Below are 22784 nucleotides of genomic sequence, written 5' to 3'. Positions count from 1 at the left end.
CCTGTTTGAGAGGAAGAAAACCTGCCAAGTGTGCCATAATCTGGCCGCCAGGCATATACGCATGCCGGGTTTACGCTGAGTTTAGACTTTAAGGATTTTTGACGATGCAGCCTATTTCAGGTACGCCACCACGCCCTCCGGGTGAAGGCCCTGTCACGCCAAACGTTGCAGGTGAACAACCGCTATCCACGCAACAGCGCACCGTGCTGGAGCGCCTGATCACGCGCCTGATCGCGCTGACTTCCCAGCAAAATGCGGAAGTCTGGGCCGGGGTAAAGCATGATTTAGGTGTCAAAAACGATGCACCGTTGCAGTCGCGCCACTTCCCTGCGGCCGAGCAAAATCTGAATCAGCGTATTACCGCCGCGCAGCAAAATCACACCACCCGGCAGATTGTTTCACAGCTCACCGAGCTGTTAGGCCAGGGCAATAACCGTCAGGCGGTCAGTGATTTCATTCGCCAGCAGTTTGGCCAGACCGCCCTGAGCCAGCTGACGCCAGAACAGTTGAAAACCGTGCTGACGCTATTGCAAACCAATCAGCTGGCCATCCCGCAACCGCAACAGCGTCCGTCAACCGAGCGTCCACTTCTGCCTGCTGAACACAATACGCTGAACCAGATGGTGACCAAACTGGCCGCCGCCACGGGCGAGTCAACGAAGCTTATCTGGCAATCGATGCTGGAGCTTTCCGGCGTGAAAGCGGGTGAGCTGATCCCGGCCAAACAGTTTACGCATCTGGTCACCTGGCTACAGGCCCGCCAGACGCTGAGTACCCAGAGTACCCCGACCCTGCATACGCTACAGGCGGCACTAAAACAGCCGCTGGAGCCGCATGAATTTGAGGTGATTCGGGATTACGCCCAGCAGACCTGGCAGGCCACGCCGCAAACGGTACTGACCACCGCGCAGGTGCAGGATTTGCTGAATCAGATCTTTATCCGCCGCGCCGAGCGCGAAGGCGGCGTGCCGGAAGTCAGGGATATTCAGCCGATCTACAGCCCGCTGTTTGCGCCGGTGGTGGAGACCTTCAGAACGCTATCTGCCCGTCCGGGGCTGTTGTTTATTGCCCTGATGATTGCGCTGGCGATTTTCTGGCTGGTTGCCTGATGTTTTGCCCGGTGGCGCTGCGCTTACCGGGCCTACAACGACTCGAACCGTAAGCCGGGGAAGGCGCAGCGGCCACCCGGCAACTACGGCTCAAGACCGGCGAAACGCCACCAGCGTCACCACAATCCCCACCACCGCTGAAACGGCTCCCGCCAGGAAGACGGAGGGATAGCCCAACGACGTGGCCAGGAGCCCCGCCAGCGGTCCGGTGACACCGTATGAGATGTCCTGAAACGCCGCATAACCGCCCAGCGCCGTACCGCGCACCTGTGGCGCGACGCGTTTTACCACCTCAACCCCCAGCGCCGGGAAGATCAGTGAACAGCCGCAGCCGGTCAGCGCCGCGCCAAGAAGCGCAACAGAGGCCACGGGCGCATTCCACAATAGCAGCAGGCCGATGGTTTCAATGACCAGTGATACCACCGCCACCTTCACGCCACCAAAGCGATCCGGCATCCAGCCGAACAGTACGCGCATCAGAACAAACGCGCCACCAAAGGCGGTTAGCGTAAAGCCCGCCATTGCCCAGCCGCGGCTCATAAAGTACAGCGAAACGAATGTCCCAATCACCGCGAACCCCACGCCCTGTAGCGCAAGTCCCAGACCCGGCTGCCAGATTTGACCTATCACGCTCCACAGGGAAGGACGTTCACCTTTATGGGCCGGGACTTTGCGCACCGAGCCGTTAAATGCCCATGCCAGCAGCGGTAACAGCATGGTGGTGGCCGCCAGCGCGGCAAAACCGAACTGGCTGTGGATCAACAGCCCCAGCGGCGCACCTGCCGCGAGTGCGCCGTAGATGGCCATGCCGTTCCAGGACATCACTTTGCCCGAGCGCGCGGGGCCTACCAGCCCCATTCCCCAGGTCAGGGTGCCGGTCAGCAGTTGGCTTTCACCAAAGCCGAGAATCAAACGTCCCAGCACCAGCAGGGCAAATTTATACGCCGCATCTACCGGCAGAAGCGCAGCCAGCAGCCATGCACCGCCCGCCAGCCCGCAGGCAAACATGCCCTGCAGCGCCGAACGTTTGGCACCGTGCTGGTCCGCCAGACGTCCGGCGTAGCCGCGGGTTAAAACCGTCGCTAAAAACTGGATACCCACGGCGATGCCGACCATGGTGTTGCCATAGCCCAGCTCCTGGTGTACGAACAGCGGGATCACCGGCAGCGGCAGGCCAACGGTCATATAGGTCAGGAACACCGCAAAGGCGATACGAAACAGCGAGACGTTCGCTGACGGGATGGTTTCTGTTTGAGTGACTGCAGTCATGCTTTACTCCGAAATGAAGAGTAAGGCGGGGAAAATGCCACGCCCCCTCCACCTGAATATCAGGATTAAGGTGCGTTGGTTGACGTTAAACGCTTACGCATTATCGTGAGGATAATGTTGAGGTGTGAAGTTTGCCTGTGCGATCAGCCGCTTGTCAATGCATAAAAAAAGGGAGCCTGATGGCTCCCCTTTCTAATCAGACATAAAACTTATGCTTTCAGCTTGCGCATCACCAGCGTGGCGTTAGTCCCACCGAAACCGAAGCTGTTGGACATGACGGTCGTCAGTGTCGCTTCTGTTGGTTTGGTCACGATGTTCAGACCCGCCGCCTGCTCGTCCATCTCTTCGATGTTGATGCTTGGCGCGATAAAGCCGTTTTCCAGCATCAGCAGAGAGTAGATCGCTTCCTGCACGCCAGCCGCACCCAGAGAGTGACCAGTCATGGCTTTGGTTGCAGAGATTGCCGGGCTGTTATCACCGAAGACTTCACGGATCGCACCCAATTCTTTCACATCGCCTACCGGCGTAGAAGTACCGTGGGAGTTCAGGTAGTCGATTGGGGTATCAACGCCGTGCATCGCCATCTTCATGCAGCGCACCGCGCCTTCACCGGATGGAGCAACCATGTCAGCGCCGTCAGACGTTGCACCGTAGCCTACGATCTCAGCGTAGATGTGCGCGCCACGTGCCAGAGCGTGTTCCAGCTCTTCAACCACAACCATACCGCCGCCGCCTGCGATAACGAAACCGTCACGGTGCGCATCATAGGTACGGGATGCTTTATCCGGGGTTTCATTGTATTTGGTAGACAGGGCACCCATCGCGTCGAATTCACAGGCCATTTCCCAGCCCAGTTCTTCGCCGCCGCCAGCAAATACGATGTCCTGTTTACCCAGTTGGATCTGCTCAACAGCATTACCGATGCAGTGTGCGGAAGTGGCACATGCAGAGCTGATGGAGTAGTTCACACCGTGAATTTTAAATGGGGTAGCCAGGCACGCGGAAACCGCAGAACCCATGGCTTTGGTCACCACGTACGGACCTACTGCTTTCAGACCACGCGGGCTGCGCATGGCGTCAGCACCGAATACCTGCGCTTTGGACGAACCACCGGAACCGGCAATCAGACCCACACGCGGGTTGTTCTGGTAAACCTCTTCGCTCAGGCCGGAATCTTTGATCGCTTCCTGCATGGAGAGATAAGCATAAATAGAGGCATCGTTCATGAAACGAACCACTTTGCGGTCAATCAAACCGGTGGTGTCCAGTTTGACGTTACCCCATACGTGGCTACGCATACCTGAATCTTTAAACTCTTCAGAGAAAGTGATCCCGGAGCGTCCTTCACGCAGAGATGCCAGGACTTCCTGCTGGTTATTACCGATGCTGGAAACAATGCCCAGGCCAGTAATCACTGCACGTTTCATTCAATACCTCTGTAAGTCGCACTATAGTAAGTTTCGAGTCGCACAATAGCGTACACTTGTACGCCGAACAAGTCCGATCAGACATTTTCTGCGGAAATTTGCACCGATGGACTCACATCGTTAAGATCGTGCCACTGCCTGTCAGACGAGTAACTTACGTGAAACAAAACGCTATACAACCCGCCAACCTCGAATTCAACGCTGAGGGTACACCTGTTTCCCGAGATTTTGATGACGTCTATTTTTCTAATGATAACGGACTGGAAGAAACCCGCTATGTTTTCCTCGACGGAAATCAGCTCAGCGCACGCTTCCCCGTTCATCCGCGCAGTCTGTTTGTGGTCGCAGAGAGCGGGTTCGGTACCGGGCTGAATTTTCTGACCCTCTGGCAGGCTTTCGACCAGTTTCACGCTGCCCATCCTGAGGCTACGCTACAAAGATTACATTTCATCAGTTTCGAAAAATTTCCGCTCACCGCGCACGACCTGCGGCAGGCACATCAGCACTGGCCGGAGCTTGCCTCGTGGGCAGAACAGCTACAGGCACAGTGGCCGCCCGCCATCGGCGGTTGCCATCGTCTGCTGCTGGACGGTGGACGCGTCACGCTGGACTTATGGCTCGGCGATATCAATGAGCTGACCGATAAGCTTGATGATTCAATGAACCAGAAGGTGGACGCGTGGTTCCTTGACGGCTTTGCGCCTGCCAAAAACCCGGAGATGTGGAGTCAGCATCTGTTTAGCGCGATGGCGCGTCTGGCGCGGCCGGGCGCAACGCTCGCGACTTTTACCTCCGCCGGTTTTGTTCGCCGTGGGTTGCAGGAAGCGGGCTTTACGATGCGAAAGACCAAAGGGTTTGGCCGCAAGCGCGACATGCTGGTCGGGACGATGGAACAGACGCTGGCGATCCCCGCCCGTGCGCCCTGGTTTGCACGCCGCGCCAGCGCATCCCGCGAGGTGGCGATCGTTGGCGGAGGGATCGCCAGCGCCCTGCTCTCTTTCGCGCTGCTGCACCGGGGCTGGCAGGTGACCCTCTACTGTGCTGACGCTGCGCCAGCCAGCGGGGCTTCCGGCAACCGTCAGGGAGCGCTCTATCCGCTTTTAAGCGCACACGACCCGGCACTGTTCCAGTTTTTCCCGGCCGCCTTTACCTTCGCCCGTCGCGTATACGACGCCCTTCCGGTGGCGTTCGACCATGACTGGTGCGGCGTGACGCAGCTCGGCTGGGATGAGAAGAGTCAGCAAAAAATCACGCAGATGCTGTCGCTGGGCCTGCCGGAAGAGATTGCCCGCGCGGTAAGTGCGCAAGCGGTGACAGACACCACCGGCGTTGAGACGGGCTGCGGCGGTATTCAGTATCCCCTCGGCGGCTGGCTGTGCCCCGCCGAACTGACCACTGCGGCAATGAGCCTGGCGCAGTCACGCGGTCTGACGGTGCATTATGCTCATAAGGTTGCATCGCTTAGCCGGACAGCCCACTGGACCCTGCGCTTTGCCGATGACAAAGAGGCCACGCATGCCAGCGTTGTGCTGGCAAACGGACATCACATCAACCAGTTTATCCAGACAGAAACATTGCCCGTTTATCCGGTCGGCGGCCAGGTAAGCCATATCCCGACCGCGCCCGCACTGAGCAAACTGCGCCAGGTGCTGTGCTATGACGGCTACCTGACGCCGCAAAATCCGTCTAATGCTCATCACTGCATCGGAGCCAGCTACCATCGCGGTGAAACGGACATGCATTACCGCGAGGAGGATCAGCAGCAAAACCGCCAGCGCCTGATTGACTGCTTCCCGGATGCGGCGTGGGCGAGAGAGGTTGACGTCAGCGAGGGAGAAGCGCGCTGCGGCGTGCGCTGTGCGACTCGCGATCATCTGCCGATGGCGGGAAATGTACCGGACTATGAGGCAACGCTTGAGGCGTATCAGGATCTGGCTGAGCACAAGGAAACGGCGGTGGCCGCACCGGTGCATCCGGAGCTGTTTATGCTGGGCGGGCTGGGCTCGCGCGGGTTGTGTTCTGCGCCGCTGCTGGCGGAAGTGTTAGCCGCGCACATGAGCGATGAGCCCATTCCGCTGGACAGAACTACGCTCGCAGGGCTGAACCCGAATCGATTGTGGGTGCGGAAATTGCTGAAGGGGAAGCAGGTTAAGTAGGGTGCCCTACCCTCTCCCACCGGGAGAGGGAGGTGAAACGCTTACTTCGCTTTCGCCTGCTGGAACAGGTTGTCCCACATGCCCAGCACCAGAGACTGGTCGCGGGGAGAAAGTTCGCCGGCCTGAATGGCTTTTTCCAGGCTACGGGTCACTTCATCATGAATGGCCTCGGCAGAGTGATCGTCCCCGGCTTCCAGCTCGGCAACGGCCAGCGTCAGGTGACCACGCAGATAACCGCTGGCGAACAGCTCATCATCACTGGCGTGTTCCACCATGTCATCAATTAACGCCAGAATGCGTGATTCAAATTCTGCGATCATCTTCTTTCCTCTGTTAAAGATCTTCCGGCCACGGGAAGCATTCCGCCGTGATCTCCGGCGTATGGTAATAATTCTGTAAAGCCTTGATCAGGCGTGCCGGGCGTTCCGGGATGCCTTTCTCAAGATACTCCATCACCTGCGCATGCACGCGGCGCTGGAAGACAATGCGGTCTGGCTCAAAATCCCCTTCGAGGTTGTCACAGCTGACGTTGAACGGGAATCCTGCCGCCACGCAGAACAGCCACTCCAGCGCCTGCGGTTTGACTTCCACATCTTCAAACTGACCCTGCGTCGCCGCGTCACGTCCGTCCGGACAGTACCAGTAACCAAAGTCCACCAGCTCGCGACGCGCTTTTCCCGCAATACACCAGTGTGAAATCTCATGCAGACCACTGGCGTAGAAACCGTGCGCAAACACGATGCGGTTATACGGAACCTCTGCATCAGCAGGAAGATAGATCGGTTCGTCGTCGCCTTTAATCAGACGGGTATTAAAATCGTCAGCAAAACAGCCGTCAAAGATCTCAATCAGCTGTTCATAGTGATGCGTCCTGTTCATGCGTTCATCCCCAACCAGGTGAGGATCTCCTGTCCATGGCTGTCATAAAGAAGCTTGGCGCTCATCACCGCCGAAACGATGACGATCATCGGGCGAATCAGCTTCTGTCCTTTGCTTAATACCAGACGCGAACCCGCGCGTGCGCCTAAAAACTGCCCCGCCATCATCACAAACCCGGTTGCCCAGATAACCTTGCCGCCAATGATAAACAGCAGCAGGCCGCCGACGTTCGAGGTGGCATTCAGCACTTTAGCGTGGGCGGTCGATTTGGCGAGGTTAAATCCGGCCAGCGTGACAAACGCCAGGGCATAGAACGACCCGGCACCAGGGCCAAAGAAGCCATCGTAAAACCCGACGCAGCCGCCTGCGATAAGCGCGAACGGCAGACCATGCAGCCGACGCTGCCTGTCCTCTTCACCGAGCTTTGGCATCAGCAGAAAGTAGAGACCAATACAGATGACCAGCACCGGCAGGATCTGACGCAGGATGTCAGACTGCACGTGCTGAACCAACAGCGCACCGGAGGTCGAACCGATGAAGGTCATCAGAATATTGAGCTTCTGATCGGCAAGATTGACCACCTTACGGCGGATAAAATAGAGCGATGCGGAAAGGGATCCGCCACAGGCCTGAAGTTTATTAGTGGCAAGCGCCTGGGCCGGGCTCATGCCCGCCGCCAGCAGCGCCGGGACGGTTAACAACCCGCCACCGCCCGCGAGGGCATCGATAAAACCGGCCAGCATCGCAACAAAGAACAGCACCACCAGCAGCAGCGGTGACACCATAAACAGATCGACGAAATTATCCATTAAAGTACATGCTCATCCAGTAGCGCCTGGCAGGAAGGCGGCAACGGAGGCGGTGTCTTCTTCTCAGGCTTAGAGGTTCCAGGTTTTGCCGGTTCAAACCAGCTTTGCAGTTCCGCACCACAGCCATCGCCTGGCGGCGGTAACGGCTGATCTTCGCATTCCAGACTGTTCGCCGGGCAACGCAGACGCACGTGCATATGGGCACGATGCTGGAACCACGGGCGCACTTTGCGCAGCCAGTCACGATCGGTCCCTTCATCCAGGCAGAGCTGCTGTTTGATGGCCGGGTTAACGAAGATCCGCGTGACGTCGTTATCTTTGGCTGCCAGCTTAATCAGGCTGAAGACATCCGGCGTCCACAGCGACGGCACAACGCTTTTGCCGTCGCGCGCCACCAGATCCAGCGCCTGCGGCTTCAGCAATTGTGCAGAACTCCAGCGCGCTTTGGGCAACTGCAGGAAGATATCCACATCCAGCCCGGTCTGGTGGCTGGCATGCCCACCGTTGAAACGCCCGCCAGCAGGCATTCCCATATCGCCAATCAGCATCGTACCCAGCCCCAGGTTATGCACCTGGTTGCCCAAACGCTGGATAAACAGCACCAGATCCGGGTGGCCGAAGTAGCGACGCTGGTCGGTACGCATCACCTGATAGGTATCCGACTGCAGAGGCAGTTCCTGCGCGCCAACGATACAGCCGTTGGAAAACGCACCAATCGACTGCGCGCTTCCCGCCACCGGGTGGGTGATTTTTTGCCACGGCGTGGCGGCCAGACTGGCTCCACTGGCAAGCAGCGCCAGCAGAGCAATTGCGGTTTTTTTCATAGTTACCAGCGTGGAATGGTGGTCGTCACATCCGCATTCTGCGCACGCTGACGCAGGAAGTGATCCATCAGCACGATTGCCAGCATCGCTTCTGCGATCGGCACCGCGCGGATCCCCACGCACGGATCGTGACGTCCTTTGGTGATCATCTCAACTTCTTCACCAGAGCGGTTAATCGTGTGGCCCGGCACGGTAATGCTGGAGGTTGGCTTCAGCGCGATATTGGCGATAATCTGCTGCCCGCTGCTGATGCCGCCGAGAATGCCACCCGCATGGTTGCTCTGGAAGCCCTCTTTTGTAATTTCGTCGCGGTTCTGGCTGCCGCGCAGGGATACCACGTCAAAACCGTCGCCAATTTCGACCCCCTTCACCGCGTTGATGCTCATCAGCGCGTGGGCAATGTCGGCGTCCAGGCGGTCAAACACGGGCTCACCCCAGCCTGGCGGTACGCCGTCAGCCACCACGGTCACTTTAGCCCCGATAGAGTCGCCCTCTTTTTTCAGGCCACGCATCAGTTCGTCCAGCGCCTCCAGCTTATCGACATCGGCACAGAAGAACGGGTTCTGTTCAACCTGATCCCAGTCTTTAATGGCCAGCGGAATGTCGCCCATCTGGGTCAGGCAACCGCGGATCACGATGCCAAATTTCTGCTGCAGGTACTTTTTGGCAATGGCGCCGGCCGCCACGCGCATTGCGGTTTCACGCGCCGAAGAACGTCCGCCGCCGCGATAGTCGCGGAAACCGTACTTTTGCTCGTAGGTGTAGTCGGCGTGGCCCGGGCGGAACACATCTTTGATGGCGCCGTAGTCCTGAGAACGCTGATCGGTGTTTTCAATCAGCAGACCGATGCTGGTGCCAGTGGTGCGGCCTTCGAAAACGCCAGAGAGAATTTTGACCTGGTCCGGCTCGCGACGCTGCGTGGTGTAGCGAGAGGTGCCCGGACGACGACGGTCGAGATCGTGCTGTAAATCGGCTTCGGTAAGCTCGATGCCGGGCGGTACGCCGTCAACGATACAGCCCAGTGCCAGCCCGTGCGACTCACCAAAGGTGGTCACGCGGAATACTTGTCCAATACTGTTTCCTGCCATCACGGCTCCGATGTTGTTTTTTGTGTTTGAGCGTTGTGAAACGGGCCGAAGCCCGCTGGATTAATCTTTGTAGATGCTGAAATGTTCACGCGCGTCGAGCAGTTGCGCTTTGGTCAGCATAAAGACGCCGTCACCGCCGTTGTCGAACTCAAGCCAGGTGAACGGCACATCCGGGTACTGCTCTATCAGATGTACCATGCTGTTGCCCACTTCACAAATCAGAACACCGTCGTCAGTCAGATAATCCGGCGCGCAGGCCAGAATGCGGCGGGTCAGCTTCAGGCCGTCAGAGCCCGATGCCAGGCCCAATTCTGGCTCGTGACGGTATTCGTTTGGCAGATCGGACATATCTTCCGCATCTACGTACGGCGGGTTGGTCACGATCAGATCGTACTGCAACGTTGGCAGGTCACGGAACAGATCGGAGCGGATCGGCGTAACATGGTGGATCAGCCCGTGTTCTTCAATGTTGTGCTCGGTTACCGCCAGCGCGTCGGTGGAGATGTCCACCGCGTCCACTTCCGCTTCCGGGAAGGCATAAGCGCAGGCAATGGCAATGCAGCCGCTGCCGGTACACATATCCAGAATGTGCTGCGGTTGACGGTTAATCAGGCCTTCGAAGTGGTTGTTGATAAGCTCCCCAATTGGCGAGCGCGGCACCAGCACGCGTTCATCAACATAGAATTCGTGACCGCAGAACCAGGCTTTGTTGGTCAGATAGGCAACCGGAATACGCTCGTTCACGCGGCGGATCACGCGCTCAACGATGCGGTGCTTTTCGCTGGAGGTCAGGCGCGCGGTGCGCATGTCTTCCGGAATATCGAGCGGCAAGTAGAGAGAAGGCAGCACCAGTTGAACAGCTTCATCCCACGGGTTATCGGTGCCGTGTCCGTACCAGATATTGGCGGCGCTGAAGCGGCTAACCGACCAGCGCAACATGTCCTGTATGGTATGCAGCTCGTTTACTGCTTCATCGACAAAAATTTTATCCACTCTTTCCTCCAGGGCATGCTCGCATAATTTTCGGCGGCTAGTTTGCCATGAAGACGGCGATAAATCAGCAATGACGCATACCGCTTGAGGTTAAAAAATGCGTTTAGTCGGGTACACTATCGGAAATACGAGATGAGAACGACGAATGAAAAAGAAAACATCGCTCAGCGAGGAGGATCAGGCGCTCTTCCGTCAGCTCATGACCGGGACGCGTCAAATCAAGCAGGACACGATTGTCCACCGGCCGATGCGCAAAAAAGTCAGCGAAGTGCCGGTCAAAAGGCTGTTGCAGGAGCAGGCGGATAATAGCCACTATTTTTCAGATGAATTTCAGCCGCTGCTTAACACGCAGGGTGCGGTGAAATATGTACGCGACGATGTCAGCCATTTTGAGCTGAAAAAATTACGCCGGGGAGATTATTCACCCGAGCTGTTTCTCGATCTGCACGGTTTAACGCAGATGCAGGCAAAGCAGGAGCTGGGGGCGTTGATTGCCGCCTGCCGCCGCGAACATGTGTTTTGTGCCTGCGTGATGCACGGCCACGGTAAACATGTTCTTAAGCAACAAACGCCGCTGTGGCTGGCTCAGCATCCACACGTGATGGCGTTTCATCAGGCACCTAAAGAGTACGGCGGAGATGCCGCCTTGCTGGTGTTGATTGAAGTTGAAGAGTGGCAACCGCCAGAACTGCCCTGAGAACATGGCGGGAGGCATAATGGCTCCCGCCTTATCGCACGTCACCTCAGATTGCTTTCGCCATCCGGAGATTGCATGGACTCATTTGCCAGTTGAAGACCCCTTTACCGGTTTCGTCGAGGGTAACGTTGGCAATGGCGGAGGTCGTAAACATCGGTGGCGTCTCGCCCGGGCACAGCTCAGATACCAGATAGCCAACCAGTGGCAGGTGGGAAATGACCAGTGCAGAAGCGACACCTTCATTGCACAGCGCCTGCAGGTAGGCACTGACAAGGCCGACATCACCACACGGCGTGAGTTCAGGGAGAACATCCACACTGGTCGGCAGGTTCATACACTCCCCTACCACATCCAGCGTCTGTTCAGCACGCAGGAACGGACTCACCAGAACGCGTTCAATGTCCACTTTTTGACCTTTAAGCCAGTTAGCCATCTGACGAGATTCGTCACAGCCACAGACGGTTAAAGGACGTACTGAGTCACTGGCGGCATCGAGTGCCGCGTCGCCGTGACGCATGATAAAAACTTGCATATTGCACCGCTTTTGTTAACCAGAATCACCGGCGTTAACTACCCGCGATTAATGCTTGAGGTAGAAAACCCGATGGCCGGGCATTGTGCCTGATCCATTCGGTGAATGAAACGCTGTTTTTTACCTCAATGGCGTAAGTATAGTCAATCTCTGTTTACAAAATCGCCAAATCAGATTCATTCACCGACGGATTTACCCTTTTTTGACCTCAACTTACGAGGACAGTTTCCCTTGCTGGCCAAAATGTCTGGCCCCGTTCCGCCATCTGCAATAATTCGTCACAGGGTGTAAACCGGGGACCATACTGCGCGGCAAGACGTTGCAGAATCGCAACCACTTCACCCGCTCCGAGGGTGTCCATGTAACGGAACGGGCCGCCAAGGAACGGCGGGAAACCAATACCAAATACGGCGCCAATATCGCCATCGCGTGCGCTTTTAATCACCTGCTCGCCAAAACAGCGTGCGGCTTCATTAAGCATCATCATCACACAGCGTTCAGCACACTGAACGGCAGACAGTTTCGCCTGTCCGGTTGTCGGGATAAGCCCATAGACCGAAGGGTCGACCTGTTTCTTGCTTTTACGCCCTTTTGCACCGTAAAGATAGAAACCGCGTTCATTTTTTCTGCCTTTGCGATCGTCCTTCAAAATTGCAGAAACAATGTTTGCAGGCGGGCTAAAACGCTCGCCATATGCGGCCTCCAGCACAGGTATAATTTTAGTGCCGGTGTCTATTCCTACCTCATCCAAAAGTTGGATTGGGCCAACGGGGAAACCAAACTTGACCAGCGCCTCGTCGACGTGTTCGATCTTCTCCCCTTCCACCAGCAGGCGCATCGCTTCGTTGATATACGGCGCCAGAATTCGGTTGACGTAGAATCCCGCTTTATCCGCCACGACGATCGGGGTTTTGCCCTGCTTTTTCGCCAGTTTCACTACCGTAGAGACAGTCTCCGGGCTGGTTGACGCGTGTGGAATAACCTCCACCAGCGGCATTTTTTCGACCGGGCTAAAAAAGTGCAGGCCAATCACCTGCTCAGGACGCGCGGCTTTCGCTGCGATATCACCGATCGGTAATGAAGAGGTGTTCGAGGCAAAAATGGTGTGTGGCGCACAATGTTGCTCAACGTCGGCGACCATCTGCTGTTTAAGCGCCAGATCTTCGAACACCGCTTCAATCACCAGATCGCGATGGGCAAAACCACGGTAGTCGGTAGTGCCGCTGATCATGGCCACGGTTTTATCCCGCTCGCTTGCCTTGATATGGCGGCGTTTAACCTTTTGATCAAGGTTCTGCCAGCTGTACTGCAGCGCGTGATTAATCCCTTTCGGGTTGATGTCTTTGATACGTACAGGCAATTTGGCTTTGCTGGCAGTGACAAACGCAATGCCGCCGCCCATCAGTCCGCCCCCCAGGACGCCCACGGCGTTGAGCGGTGCTGGTTCAGCATCGCTACCCGGATCTTTTTTAACGTCAGTGCTGGCAAAGAAGATGCTGCGCAGCGCCTGCGATTGCGGTGTCATCGCCAGCTCACCGAAGGCTTTTGCCTCTGCGGCATAGCCGCTGCTGCTGCCCTGCGACAGCCCGGTTTCAATCACCTCAAGAATGCGCTTCGCCGCCGGATAGTTACCTTTGGTCTTTTGTTCGGTTTTCTTGCCCACCATGCTGAACAGCAGCGTTCGTCCCAGTGGCCCGGCAAGGATGCGCTCACGCACCGGCAGAACACGTTTTGCCTGACGTCCCTTCAGCGCCAGCTCCACGGCGGCTTCCAGCAAAATGGAGTGCGGGACGACGTCATCAACCAGTCCCGCTTTCAACGCCTGACGGGCGCGCAGCTGTTTACCGGTTAAGATCATCTCCAGCGCCGTGCTGACGCCCACCAGCCGCGGCAGACGCTGCGTCCCACCGGACCCGGGAAGTAACCCTAACTGTACTTCCGGCAACCCGAGAACGGTTTTCGCGTCGTCAGTACAAATACGGCTATGGCAGGCTAACGCCAGCTCCAGCCCGCCGCCCAGGCATGCACCGTGGATCGCGGCGATCACCGGGATCGGCAGAGCGTGGATCTCCGCCATCACCTGCTGCCCCTGGCGCGCCAGATCTTCAGCTTCCTGCGCACTTTGCGCCCGGGCGATCATATTAATATCGGCCCCGGCTATAAAGTTGTCTGGCTTCGCCGAGATAAATACCAGTCCGCGAATCGCTTTGTTTTCGCGGATCTGCTTTAACATCTCGCGCACCTGAACGCCAAATTCCGCCTTCAGGGTATTCATCTTTTCATCGGGCACGTCAATGGTAATCACAGCCACGTTATCGAGGCGAACCGTCAAATTAAATGCAGATGCCATTGCCATTATTCAGCCTCCAGAACCATTGCTGCCCCCAGACCGCCTGCGGCACAGGCGGTGACGAGGCCAAAGCCGCCGCCACGGCGACGTAACTCATATAATGTTTGGGTGATCATCCTCGCGCCCGTCGCCGCAAACGGATGACCGTAGGCGATAGAGCCGCCCAGTACGTTAAATTTACTCTGATCCACTTCTCCGGTGGCATGGGCGCGGCCAAGCACATCACGCGCGAAACGTTCACTGGCCAGCAGTTGAACGTTAGCCAGAGTCTGCGCGGCAAAGGCCTCGTGCATATCAATCAGCGTTAAATCAGCGAGAGTCAACCCCGCACGCTCCAGCGCCAGCGGCGTGGACCAGGCCGGGCCTAACAGCATGTCCTGCCAGACATCAATCGCCGTGAACGCGTAGCTGCGCAGATAACCGAGCGGGGTAAGACCCAGCTCTCTGGCACGCGATTCCGTCATCAGGATCACCGCGGCAGCACCATCCGTCAGCGGAGTACTGTTGGCGGCCGTAACGGTACCGTGTTTACGGTCAAATGCCGGACGCAGTCTGGCGTAATCCGCCAGCGTCGAGGTTCCGCGGATGTTGTTATCTTCCGCCAGCGGTTCGCGAAAAGGCGGGATATACGCGGTCATCACCTCATCGGCCAGTTTGCCTTCCGACCAGGCTTTCGCCGCCAGCTGATGGGAACGGTGTGCCAGCGCATCCTGCTGCTCCCGGGTAATGCCGTAGGTTTTGGCCATCTGCTCGGCGGTGTCGCCCATGCGCAGGCCGGTGGAGTATTCAGCCACGGCGGGTGGAACAGGCATCAGGTCACGAAGGCGTAAACGCGAGAAGAGTTTGAGTTTTTGCCCGGCGGTGCGTGCTTTATTTGCATCCACCAGAATGCGGGCCAGCTTTTTACTGACCCCTATCGGCAGTACGGAGGAGGAGTCTGCCCCGCCGGCGATCCCGGCGCGGATAGTGCCCGCCATCAGGCTTTCGGCCACGTTTGCCACCGCCTGAAAGCTGGTTGCACACGCACGGCTAACGCTGTAGGCATCCGTATGCACGTTCATCCCGGTGCCAAGGACAATTTCTCGTGCAATGTTGGGGGCTTCAGGCATCTGAACAACCTGGCCAAAAACCAGCTGCTCAATGACGTCAGGCGGTATTTCGCTGCGAGCCAGCATCTCCCCCACCACCATTTTCCCCAGATCGACAGCCGGTATGCCGTGAAACGCTGTCGCCTGACGCGCAAACGGCGTACGCAATCCACTGACAATGGCAATGCGGTCACCTTGTCGGGTGATAAGCGGTAATGCCTGACTCATAACATTCCCCTGTAAAAATTTTTGCAAACATAAAGTGGTCTGACCTGATAAATAGTCTTAACCATTTTTTTACATTCAGCCAATTGGGGAAACGAAAAAATGCGAACTAAAACACAGAGAAGAAAAAGAAAATGCCCCGAGGCAAAAACAAAACGGTAACCCAGAGGTTACCGTTTTGAGTGTTTATACCCTCACCCGTGGATAAGGCTGGGGTGAGGGCTCCAGACCGCAGGAATTAACGCAGGCCTAACTGGAAAATCAGCGTTTCTGCTTCGCAGGCGAAGACAAAGTCGATATCCAGCTGCACGCCGCCGTCCACTTCCGTGAAGGTGGACTTGATTTCACACGGATCGGATTCTACGTCGCGCGCGCGCTTGCTCAGCGCCGCCAGGGTCTCTTCCGCTTCGGCACGGTTGGTGAACACGCGGCTGTAAGAGGCGGTGCAATCGGAGTTGTCCATGATGGTACCAACATCCATACAGCAGCAAACCGGGGTTTCATCAGCACTGCATTTACTCATATCTCAATTTCCTCTGTATTCGCGCAGGACGCGAGACAAACACGATGCTGATATTTTACGCCCCGATGCAGACGCTCTCCAGCCGTTAATGGCGCAAAACGGGATAAGTGACCAATATCACACTAAAAAATGATCTAAAACAAAATTCACCCTTTTGGGTGAGTCGGGATGGTCACATTTTTGCCAACCAGATCTCGTTTCAAGAAACATGTTTGAAAATATTAATAAACAAACTTGCAACATTCTAGCTGGTCAGACCTATACTCTGGCCACTGGTCTGATTTGTATGTCATACCTCAGACCCTACACTTCGCGCTCCTGTTACGGTATGTAACAATTATTGAATAAAAATAACTCAATGAGGTTATGGTCATGAGCCAGAAAACCCTGTTCAACAAGACTGCGCTGGCAGTCGCAGTGGCAATCGTCTCTACGTCCGCCTGGTCAGCGGGCTTCCAGTTAAACGAATTTTCTTCCTCTGGCCTTGGCCGTGCGTATTCCGGGGAAGGTGCAATTGCTGATGATGCAGGTAATGCCAGTCGTAACCCTGCGCTGATCATGATGTTTGATCGCCCAACGTTCTCAGCGGGCGCTATCTTTGTTGATCCGGGTGTGGATATTACGGGCCGTTCCCCGAGCGGAGCCAGCCTGAATTCCGATAACATCGCGCCAACGGCCTGGGTGCCAAACCTGCACTTCGTCGCGCCAATCAACGACCAGTTTGGCTGGGGTGCATCCGTAACCTCTAACTATGGTTTAGCGACCGAGTTTAATAACGACTACGCAGCAGGAGCCTACGGCGGTAAGACCGACCTTGAGACCCTGAACCTGAACCTGAGCGGTGCTTACCGTCTGAACAGTAACTGGAGCTTCGGCGTTGGCTTTGATGCGGTTTACGCTAAAGCGAAAATCGAACGTTACGCGGGCGATCTCGGCAAAATCGTTGCGGGCTCCGGCGCACTGCCGCCGCCTCTGGCACAACAGGTTGCAGGGATCCCGGCAGATACCCAGATCGCGTATCTGAAGGGTGACGAGTGGGGCTTTGGCTGGAACGCCGGTATCCTTTATGAACTCGATAAAAACAACCGTTACGGTTTCACCTACCGTTCCGAAGTGAAAATCGACTTTGACGGCGACTACAAGAGCAGCCTGCCTTCTGCTTATAACCAGATCCTCGGCACCTTCGGCCTGCCAATGGGCACCGATGGCCGTACCACTGGCGGTTCTCTGAGCCTGCACTTACCGGAAATGTGGGAATTGTCCGGTTATAACCGCGTGGCACCACAGTGGGCGATTCACTATAGCCTGACCTACACCAGCTGGAGCCAGTTCCAGGAGCTGAAAGCGACCAACAGCAAAGGCGACACGCTGTTCTATAAAGATGAAAGCTTCCGTGATGCCTACCGCATCGCACTGGGTACCACTTACTACATGGATGACAACTGGACGTTCCGTACCGGTATTGCCTTCGATGATAGCCCGGTTCCGGCAGACAAACGTTCTATCTCTATTCCGGATCAGGACCGCTTCTGGCTGAGCGCCGGTGCGACCTATGCATTCAACAAAGATGCCTCCGTCGATGCGGGTGTTTCGTACATGCACGGTCAAAAAGTCAGCTTCAAGGAAGGTCCGTATGAGTTCTCTTCCGAAGGTAAAGCCTGGCTGTATGGCCTGAACTTCAACTACGCGTTCTAATCCGCGCAGGGATCAAAAAAGGTGAGCATCGCTCACCTTTTTTATTTATTCCGAATCGATATCTTTTAATTCGTTCTCGATTGCCTTCGCGTTTGGATTCTCTTCCGGCTTCAGCTTGCCACCATTGGCAATAAAGTCATGATTCTGGAAGTAGGCTTCACGCACCATGATGTATGGATCGGAAGACTGACGCAGCAGACCGTCTGAATCGAGCAGTTGCGCACGTGTTTCAATCCCTTCTACCGTCCATTTACCAATCGACAGCGGCCAGGTCAGCCACGAAAGAACCGGATACAGCGTATCCACCATATCACCGCCATCATCACGCACGGTAAAGCTGCCATAGAACGGCAGATGAACGTAAGGGCCGTAACCGACGCCATAATGACCCAGCGTACTCCCGAAGCGGTGCGGCTGTTCACGCTGCAGTTTCGGGTTCGCCATGCCGGCGACATCGATAAAGCCCCCCATCCCCAGCAGGGAGTTCAGGAAGAAGCGAGTAAAGTGCACCATCCCCTGATACGGATCGCCTTGCAGGAAGTAGTTGACCATCACCGCTGGCTCTTCAAGGTTACTGGTGAAATTGCTCAACCCGTTACGCGCAGGCTGGGGAACATAATCACGCCATGCAACCGCCACCGGGCGAACCACATAGGGGTCCAGCACGTTATAGTTGAAGCTATACATTGAGCGGTTAAATCCTTCGAGAGGATCGGAGCGTCCCGTTTGCTCCCCGGAGCTGGCGCAGCCCACAAGCATCGTCGCGCCCAGCGCAAGCGCCGACAGCCGAAGTTTCATAAAATTCTCCCTGTTCAGTATGGCTATCGTTGATTGCCATCCGTAACGGAGCATTTGATGCTCCGTCTGTAAACGTGCAAGTGATTGTATCAGCAGGTTTACCGATGTCTATGAGCACAATTACGGGCAGTAACCACCGTCACTCTGATCTCAGCATAGCCTGGCTTTTAGAATTCGTTTCGCTGGCAATTTTATAATGGCTTTGAATGAGATGTCTCACCTTTGTTGCCATTACCCTCACTTTAAGAGCATCCCCACGGGCATTTTGTTAAAAGCCGCTACGCTTAAAAGAAAGAACACCCAACTGGAGCGGTTATGAAAGACGTGGGCGAAGACAAAATTGGCGAGAGCAATGAAGAACTTGAAATTGAGAGCGAGGAAAAAGAGCGCGGTGAAAAGATAGAGATTGATGAAGATCGCCTTCCCTCCCGCGCGATGGCGATCCATGAACATATCCGTCAGGATGGGGAAAAGGAGATGGAGCGCGATGCCATGGCCCTGCTGTGGTCCGCTATCGCGGCAGGCCTCTCGATGGGGGCATCGCTACTTGCAAAGGGCATTTTCCATGTGCAGCTTGAAGGTGTACCCGGTGGCTTTTTGCTGGAGAATCTGGGCTACACCTTCGGCTTTATCATCGTCATTATGGCCCGCCAGCAGCTTTTTACCGAAAACACGGTCACCGCCGTTCTGCCGGTCATGCAAAACCCGACCCTGGGTAACTTTGGCTTACTGATGCGCCTGTGGAGCGTTGTCCTGCTGGGCAACCTTATCGGCACGGGTATCGCCGCCTGGGCCTTTGAATATATGCCGATTTTTGATGAACCCACCCGGGATGCGTTTGTGAAAATCGGTATGGATGTGATGAAAAACACGCCAGTAGAAATGTTCTCTAATGCGATTATCTCTGGCTGGATTATCGCGACAATGGTCTGGATGTTCCCTTCCGCAGGCAGCGCCAAAATTGTGGTGATCATATTAATGACGTGGCTGATTGCGCTGGCCGACACCACCCATATCGTGGTGGGTACAGTAGAAATCCTCTATCTGGTATTTAACGGCACCCTTCACTGGAGCGATTTCTTCTGGCCATTCGCACTGCCCACGCTTGCGGGCAACATCTGCGGCGGAACCTTTATTTTTGCGCTGTTGAGTCATGCCCAGATCCGTAACGACATGTCTAACAAGCGTAAAGCCGAACTGAAAGCGCGGGAAAATGATGATAAAGCGGCAAAAAAATCGGCCTGAATGGTGACTCTTTGAGCAGTCGGGCGGCAATGCGCTTAACGCAAAGTGTAAATAACGCTATACTCGTGCCGCCTCGTCCCCTTAGTTAAATGGATATAACGAGCCCCTCCTAAGGGCTAGTTGCAGGTTCGATTCCTGCAGGGGACACTTAAGAAACATTACTGCGCTTTCCACAATTCCACGCAGTTTCGCCCCCGTCGTTTTGCCCCATACAACGCCTCATCCGCAGCCTGAATCAGACGTTCGTAGTCAGGATGACCATTAAACATGGCCGCACCAATCGAAAGCGACAACGGTATTGGCTCGCCTGTCGGGGAATGAACCTTAATTTTTTCCACACGTCGGCGGATCCGCTCGGCAATGCGCAGGGTATCGGCTTCGGTGATTTCCGTTAGCACAATCAAGAACTCATCTCCGCCGTAGCGGAAGACATAGTCACAGGTGCGAACATTGTCATAAAACGCCCCGGCAACCTTTCTTAATATTTCATCTCCCGTGTTGTGTCCCCAGCTATCGTTGATTTGCTTGAACTTATCGACATCAATCAGCAACACCGACAGCGGCGAACCAGAACGACTTGCCTGGGTAATTTCACGTTTAAAAATGGTTGGCAGGAAGCGACGGTTGAGCAAACGCGTGAGCACATCCACACCTACCTCATGGCGGGCAACCTCATCAAATAGCTCATGCAGCAGGGTCACGATTTGCGAGAAGGTCGTTCGCGTCAGCCGCAAAAATTGCACCTGGCGCAGTCTGTCGTGAAGGGCATCGTCTGTCTGACGAACGTCATGAAAAGCCGCGTCGAACTCCTGTATAAGACGAGAGATATGCCCTGCTTCGGCAATACCACTGAAATAGTGACGTCCCTTATGACTGAACCACAGCCCAAAGTCGGACTGCCCGAGAGGCCGGCTGTTGTCGATGCTGGAATCCAGCATCACTTTATAGAGCAGCGACAGTTCCCACGTCAGTAATGCGGCGGTCTGCCGCTCCTTCTCGACTTCCGCATTTTCCATAAGGGAGAAGATTCGATAGTTCTCATCTTCTTTTGCCGCATTGTTCTCGCTAAAGACATAGGCGCGCGACATCACCTCCATGGCCAGATCAATGCTGTTAATGGCGTAGTGATAGATGCTTAACTTGGTCTCAGAAGGGTGTGGTGTGGCATTAATAAGGGGTAATAATAGCTTTTTCAGGATCCGGAAACCCATCTCAACCAGGTCGACCGAGATACCTATTCGGGCGTGAACGTCGGCGGCGCGCTGCTGAGCCCGTATCTGTTCATCAACCTGTTCAACCCGACAGGAGAGAACATCAACAAGCCAACGGCGCAACGCCTCCTGCAGTTGCCTTTCAACCTGTTCAGTGGTCAGAAACTCCGCTACGTGGGGATCGGCCAGTACAACACGATAAAACTCCGTAATCAGACCAGAAGCATGATCGCTGGCCAGTTGCGCAGTAAGTTGATGAACGAGGGGATCCGTTTCATTAATCAACTGAATCCACTCATCCCTTACGGTTTGTAAATAGGTTTCCATTTACACCCTCCAGGAGAAGATCGTTATCTTGCCCGGCATAAATTGAGCGCTCAGATTCACCGTCTGGCATGCGTGACAATCAACAACAGCAACAAAATCAACACCCTTTCCATCTGTCGCTTTTTTAATCAAAAACGAGTAATAGCACATATCGTATAACGGTGCTACATTACGCCGCCCACCCAACGTCAGCAGTGGTCAGGCAACGCCGTAAAGATCGGTAAAGCCTGCAACCATGACCTTGTCCAACGGTCTAATTGGCACGTGGTATCGCTTTATGCGTTACTTTCACCGGCTTTACATAGGTTCACTATTTTGTCTCAATCCCAATTCAAACGTGAGTTTTTACACCCGCGTTACTGGTTTACATGGTTTGGTCTTGGCGTTCTCTGGCTGCTGGTTCAACTCCCATACCCTGTCATTCGTGTACTGGGTTCTAAGCTCGGCAGCGCATCCCGCCACTTCCTCAAACGTCGTGAATCTATTGCCCGTAAAAATCTCGAACTGTGCTTTCCCCAGTATAATGCGCAGCAGCGCGAAACATTGATTGCCGAGAACTTTAAATCTATCGGCATGGCATTGCTTGAAACCGGCATGGCCTGGTTCTGGCCTGATGAGCGCGTCCGCAAATGGTTTGACGTTGAAGGTCTCGAAAACCTGAAACGCGCGCAAATGCAAAACCGCGGCGTGATGGTTGTCGGTGTCCATTTTATGTCGCTGGAACTGGGCGGCCGCGTGATGGGGCTTTGTCAGCCGATGATGGCTACCTACCGCCCGCACAACAGCGCGCTGATGGAATGGGTTCAAACGCGTGGCCGCATGCGTTCCAACAAGGCGATGATCAGCCGTAACAATCTGCGCGGTATGGTCGGCGCCCTGAAGAAAGGCGAAGCCGTCTGGTTTGCCCCCGATCAGGACTACGGACGTAAAGGTAGCAGTTTTGCGCCCTTCTTTGCGGTTAAAAATGTCGCCACCACCAACGGCACCTTTGTGATTTCACGTCTGTCAGGTGCCGCGATGTTGACCGTGACAATGGTGAGAAAGGTTGATAAGTCTGGCTATCGTCTGCACATCTCACCGGAGATGGCAAACTATCCGGAAAACGAATGCGAAGCCGCAGCGTTCATCAATAAAGTGATCGAGACCGAAATTATGCGCGCGCCGGAGCAGTATCTGTGGATGCATCGCCGTTTCAAAACACGGCCGCATGGCGAAGCGTCTCTCTATATCTAATGTGTAGAAAGGTTAGTTTCGCTAAGAAACTAACCTTTTCAATCACCTGTAATCACCCTGAGTAATTGTCTTTTCTTGCCGTCGCTCAACGTGGATTTATTGCGCTCTGAAATCAAACTGTCGCCGTTCCACGACACTCGTAAGTTACGGAAAGTATTTAAAAAAATGCCTCTTGTCACCCCTCATTTTTAGGCGTACATTAGCGCCGTCTGGCAACAGGAAAGCACAGAATTCTGAGCTGGAGTTTGCATCGTAACGGGATAATTCTCATTTCCGTCTCAGGCAAATGTCAGTTCTCTATAATCA

The 22784-nt window shown here is 55.3% G+C and carries 20 protein-coding genes and 1 tRNA gene; 7 read left to right on the top strand and 14 right to left on the bottom strand.

Annotated features, from left to right (window positions below):
• The first annotated feature begins 104 nt into the window (after positions 1-104).
• Positions 105-1109: a flagella biosynthesis regulator Flk gene (flk, locus tag NQ842_RS07780; protein ID WP_050861142.1), complete on the top strand. Its 1005-nt coding sequence runs from the start codon at positions 105-107 to the stop codon at positions 1107-1109.
• A 90-nt stretch (positions 1110-1199) separates the two neighbouring features.
• Here flk and NQ842_RS07775 read toward each other — a convergent pair whose 3' ends face one another.
• Both NQ842_RS07775 and fabB read right to left on the bottom strand, forming a co-directional pair.
• Positions 1200-2378 carry an MFS transporter gene (locus NQ842_RS07775; protein WP_257256702.1) on the bottom strand — a complete coding sequence of 393 codons (1179 nt, stop codon included), beginning with the start codon at positions 2376-2378 and terminating at the stop codon, positions 1200-1202.
• 209 nt (positions 2379-2587) lie between these two features.
• Positions 2588-3805: a beta-ketoacyl-ACP synthase I gene (gene fabB, locus NQ842_RS07770; protein ID WP_014832795.1), complete on the bottom strand. Its 1218-nt coding sequence runs from the start codon at positions 3803-3805 to the stop codon at positions 2588-2590.
• A gap of 158 nt (positions 3806-3963) precedes the next feature.
• Here fabB and mnmC point away from each other — a divergent pair, with 158 nt between their 5' ends.
• Positions 3964-5961 carry a bifunctional tRNA (5-methylaminomethyl-2-thiouridine)(34)-methyltransferase MnmD/FAD-dependent 5-carboxymethylaminomethyl-2-thiouridine(34) oxidoreductase MnmC gene (gene mnmC / locus NQ842_RS07765; protein ID WP_257256701.1) on the top strand — a complete coding sequence of 666 codons (1998 nt, stop codon included), beginning with the start codon at positions 3964-3966 and terminating at the stop codon, positions 5959-5961.
• Positions 5962-6002: 41 nt separating this feature from the next.
• Here the strand turns inward: mnmC and NQ842_RS07760 are convergent, their stop codons facing one another.
• The 6 genes from NQ842_RS07760 to prmB are packed head-to-tail and all read right to left on the bottom strand — an operon-like array spanning position 6003 to position 10554.
• Positions 6003-6281, bottom strand: coding sequence for a YfcL family protein (locus tag NQ842_RS07760; protein ID WP_014832797.1), 279 nt, complete (start codon positions 6279-6281; stop codon positions 6003-6005).
• Positions 6282-6294: 13 nt separating this feature from the next.
• Entirely contained in the window at positions 6295-6840 is a 546-nt protein-coding gene (locus NQ842_RS07755) for an elongation factor P hydroxylase (RefSeq protein WP_014832798.1), read from the bottom strand.
• The gene (locus NQ842_RS07750) at positions 6837-7649 is read right to left on the bottom strand and encodes a sulfite exporter TauE/SafE family protein (protein ID WP_013098149.1); all 813 of its coding nucleotides are present in this window, start codon (positions 7647-7649) and stop codon (positions 6837-6839) included. Before NQ842_RS07750 ends, NQ842_RS07755 begins: the two co-directional genes overlap by 4 nt.
• The gene (gene mepA, locus NQ842_RS07745; protein WP_046888263.1) at positions 7649-8473 is read right to left on the bottom strand and encodes a penicillin-insensitive murein endopeptidase; all 825 of its coding nucleotides are present in this window, start codon (positions 8471-8473) and stop codon (positions 7649-7651) included. The genes NQ842_RS07750 and mepA overlap by 1 nt, the downstream gene beginning before the upstream one ends.
• Positions 8474-8475: 2 nt before the next feature.
• A complete protein-coding gene (gene aroC, locus NQ842_RS07740) occupies positions 8476-9561 on the bottom strand; it encodes a chorismate synthase (protein ID WP_014832800.1) in 1086 nt (361 codons plus the stop codon).
• Between the two features lie 60 nt (positions 9562-9621).
• Positions 9622-10554, bottom strand: a complete 933-nt coding sequence (gene prmB, locus NQ842_RS07735; RefSeq protein WP_013098152.1) for a 50S ribosomal protein L3 N(5)-glutamine methyltransferase — start codon at positions 10552-10554, stop codon at positions 9622-9624.
• 145 nt (positions 10555-10699) lie between these two features.
• Here prmB and smrB point away from each other — a divergent pair, with 145 nt between their 5' ends.
• Entirely contained in the window at positions 10700-11251 is a 552-nt protein-coding gene (smrB, locus tag NQ842_RS07730) for an endonuclease SmrB (RefSeq protein ID WP_014832801.1), read from the top strand.
• A gap of 46 nt (positions 11252-11297) precedes the next feature.
• Here smrB and sixA read toward each other — a convergent pair whose 3' ends face one another.
• The 4 genes from sixA to NQ842_RS07710 form a co-directional block, all read right to left on the bottom strand.
• Complete coding sequence (gene sixA / locus NQ842_RS07725) at positions 11298-11783, bottom strand: phosphohistidine phosphatase SixA (RefSeq protein WP_014832802.1); 486 nt, start codon at positions 11781-11783, stop codon at positions 11298-11300.
• Positions 11784-11991: 208 nt separating this feature from the next.
• Positions 11992-14139, bottom strand: a complete 2148-nt coding sequence (gene fadJ / locus NQ842_RS07720; RefSeq protein WP_257256700.1) for a fatty acid oxidation complex subunit alpha FadJ — start codon at positions 14137-14139, stop codon at positions 11992-11994.
• A complete protein-coding gene (fadI, locus tag NQ842_RS07715) occupies positions 14139-15449 on the bottom strand; it encodes an acetyl-CoA C-acyltransferase FadI (RefSeq protein WP_257256699.1) in 1311 nt (436 codons plus the stop codon). Before fadI ends, fadJ begins: the two co-directional genes overlap by 1 nt.
• A gap of 235 nt (positions 15450-15684) precedes the next feature.
• Positions 15685-15969: a YfcZ/YiiS family protein gene (locus tag NQ842_RS07710; protein WP_046888260.1), complete on the bottom strand. Its 285-nt coding sequence runs from the start codon at positions 15967-15969 to the stop codon at positions 15685-15687.
• Between the two features lie 372 nt (positions 15970-16341).
• Between NQ842_RS07710 and fadL the strand changes: the two genes are divergently transcribed.
• Entirely contained in the window at positions 16342-17664 is a 1323-nt protein-coding gene (gene fadL, locus NQ842_RS07705; protein WP_014832806.1) for a long-chain fatty acid transporter FadL, read from the top strand.
• 45 nt (positions 17665-17709) lie between these two features.
• On the opposite strand, the gene mlaA is transcribed toward fadL, so the two are convergent.
• A complete protein-coding gene (gene mlaA / locus NQ842_RS07700) occupies positions 17710-18462 on the bottom strand; it encodes a phospholipid-binding lipoprotein MlaA (protein WP_013098159.1) in 753 nt (250 codons plus the stop codon).
• Between the two features lie 315 nt (positions 18463-18777).
• Between mlaA and NQ842_RS07695 the strand changes: the two genes are divergently transcribed.
• Together NQ842_RS07695 and NQ842_RS07690 are read left to right on the top strand one after the other, a co-directional pair.
• Complete coding sequence (locus NQ842_RS07695) at positions 18778-19707, top strand: formate/nitrite transporter family protein (protein ID WP_047361131.1); 930 nt, start codon at positions 18778-18780, stop codon at positions 19705-19707.
• 75 nt (positions 19708-19782) lie between these two features.
• Positions 19783-19854 (top strand) — tRNA-Arg (locus tag NQ842_RS07690).
• Positions 19855-19865: 11 nt separating this feature from the next.
• On the opposite strand, the gene NQ842_RS07685 is transcribed toward NQ842_RS07690, so the two are convergent.
• Positions 19866-21245, bottom strand: coding sequence for a diguanylate cyclase (locus tag NQ842_RS07685; RefSeq protein WP_257256698.1), 1380 nt, complete (start codon positions 21243-21245; stop codon positions 19866-19868).
• A 315-nt stretch (positions 21246-21560) separates the two neighbouring features.
• Here NQ842_RS07685 and lpxP point away from each other — a divergent pair, with 315 nt between their 5' ends.
• Positions 21561-22478: a kdo(2)-lipid IV(A) palmitoleoyltransferase gene (lpxP, locus tag NQ842_RS07680; protein WP_369700807.1), complete on the top strand. Its 918-nt coding sequence runs from the start codon at positions 21561-21563 to the stop codon at positions 22476-22478.
• Positions 22479-22784: the final 306 nt, after the last annotated feature.

Origin of the sequence: Enterobacter cloacae complex sp. R_G8 (assembly GCF_024599795.1) — a bacterium.
Taxonomy (GTDB): Bacteria; Pseudomonadota; Gammaproteobacteria; order Enterobacterales; family Enterobacteriaceae; genus Enterobacter; species Enterobacter dissolvens.
Note: the sequence above shows the minus strand (reverse complement) of the source record. Positions and strands in the feature narration are given on the sequence as shown.

Bases quoted from the DNA above. Each gene is read 5' to 3' on its own strand.
- sixA (WP_014832802.1), bottom strand. From the start codon at position 11,783: ATGCAAGTTTTTATCATGCGTCACGGCGACGCGGCACTCGATGCCGCC.
- fadL (WP_014832806.1), top strand. From the start codon at position 16,342: ATGAGCCAGAAAACCCTGTTCAACAAGACTGCGCTGGCAGTCGCAGTG.
- NQ842_RS07775 (WP_257256702.1), bottom strand. From the start codon at position 2,378: ATGACTGCAGTCACTCAAACAGAAACCATCCCGTCAGCGAACGTCTCG.
- NQ842_RS07685 (WP_257256698.1), bottom strand. From the start codon at position 21,245: ATGGAAACCTATTTACAAACCGTAAGGGATGAGTGGATTCAGTTGATT.
- smrB (WP_014832801.1), top strand. From the start codon at position 10,700: ATGAAAAAGAAAACATCGCTCAGCGAGGAGGATCAGGCGCTCTTCCGT.
- mepA (WP_046888263.1), bottom strand. From the start codon at position 8,473: ATGAAAAAAACCGCAATTGCTCTGCTGGCGCTGCTTGCCAGTGGAGCC.
- NQ842_RS07710 (WP_046888260.1), bottom strand. From the start codon at position 15,969: ATGAGTAAATGCAGTGCTGATGAAACCCCGGTTTGCTGCTGTATGGAT.
- fabB (WP_014832795.1), bottom strand. From the start codon at position 3,805: ATGAAACGTGCAGTGATTACTGGCCTGGGCATTGTTTCCAGCATCGGT.
- flk (WP_050861142.1), top strand. From the start codon at position 105: ATGCAGCCTATTTCAGGTACGCCACCACGCCCTCCGGGTGAAGGCCCT.
- mlaA (WP_013098159.1), bottom strand. From the start codon at position 18,462: ATGAAACTTCGGCTGTCGGCGCTTGCGCTGGGCGCGACGATGCTTGTG.
- NQ842_RS07695 (WP_047361131.1), top strand. From the start codon at position 18,778: ATGAAAGACGTGGGCGAAGACAAAATTGGCGAGAGCAATGAAGAACTT.
- NQ842_RS07750 (WP_013098149.1), bottom strand. From the start codon at position 7,649: ATGGATAATTTCGTCGATCTGTTTATGGTGTCACCGCTGCTGCTGGTG.
- NQ842_RS07760 (WP_014832797.1), bottom strand. From the start codon at position 6,281: ATGATCGCAGAATTTGAATCACGCATTCTGGCGTTAATTGATGACATG.
- fadJ (WP_257256700.1), bottom strand. From the start codon at position 14,139: ATGGCAATGGCATCTGCATTTAATTTGACGGTTCGCCTCGATAACGTG.
- fadI (WP_257256699.1), bottom strand. From the start codon at position 15,449: ATGAGTCAGGCATTACCGCTTATCACCCGACAAGGTGACCGCATTGCC.
- aroC (WP_014832800.1), bottom strand. From the start codon at position 9,561: ATGGCAGGAAACAGTATTGGACAAGTATTCCGCGTGACCACCTTTGGT.
- NQ842_RS07755 (WP_014832798.1), bottom strand. From the start codon at position 6,840: ATGAACAGGACGCATCACTATGAACAGCTGATTGAGATCTTTGACGGC.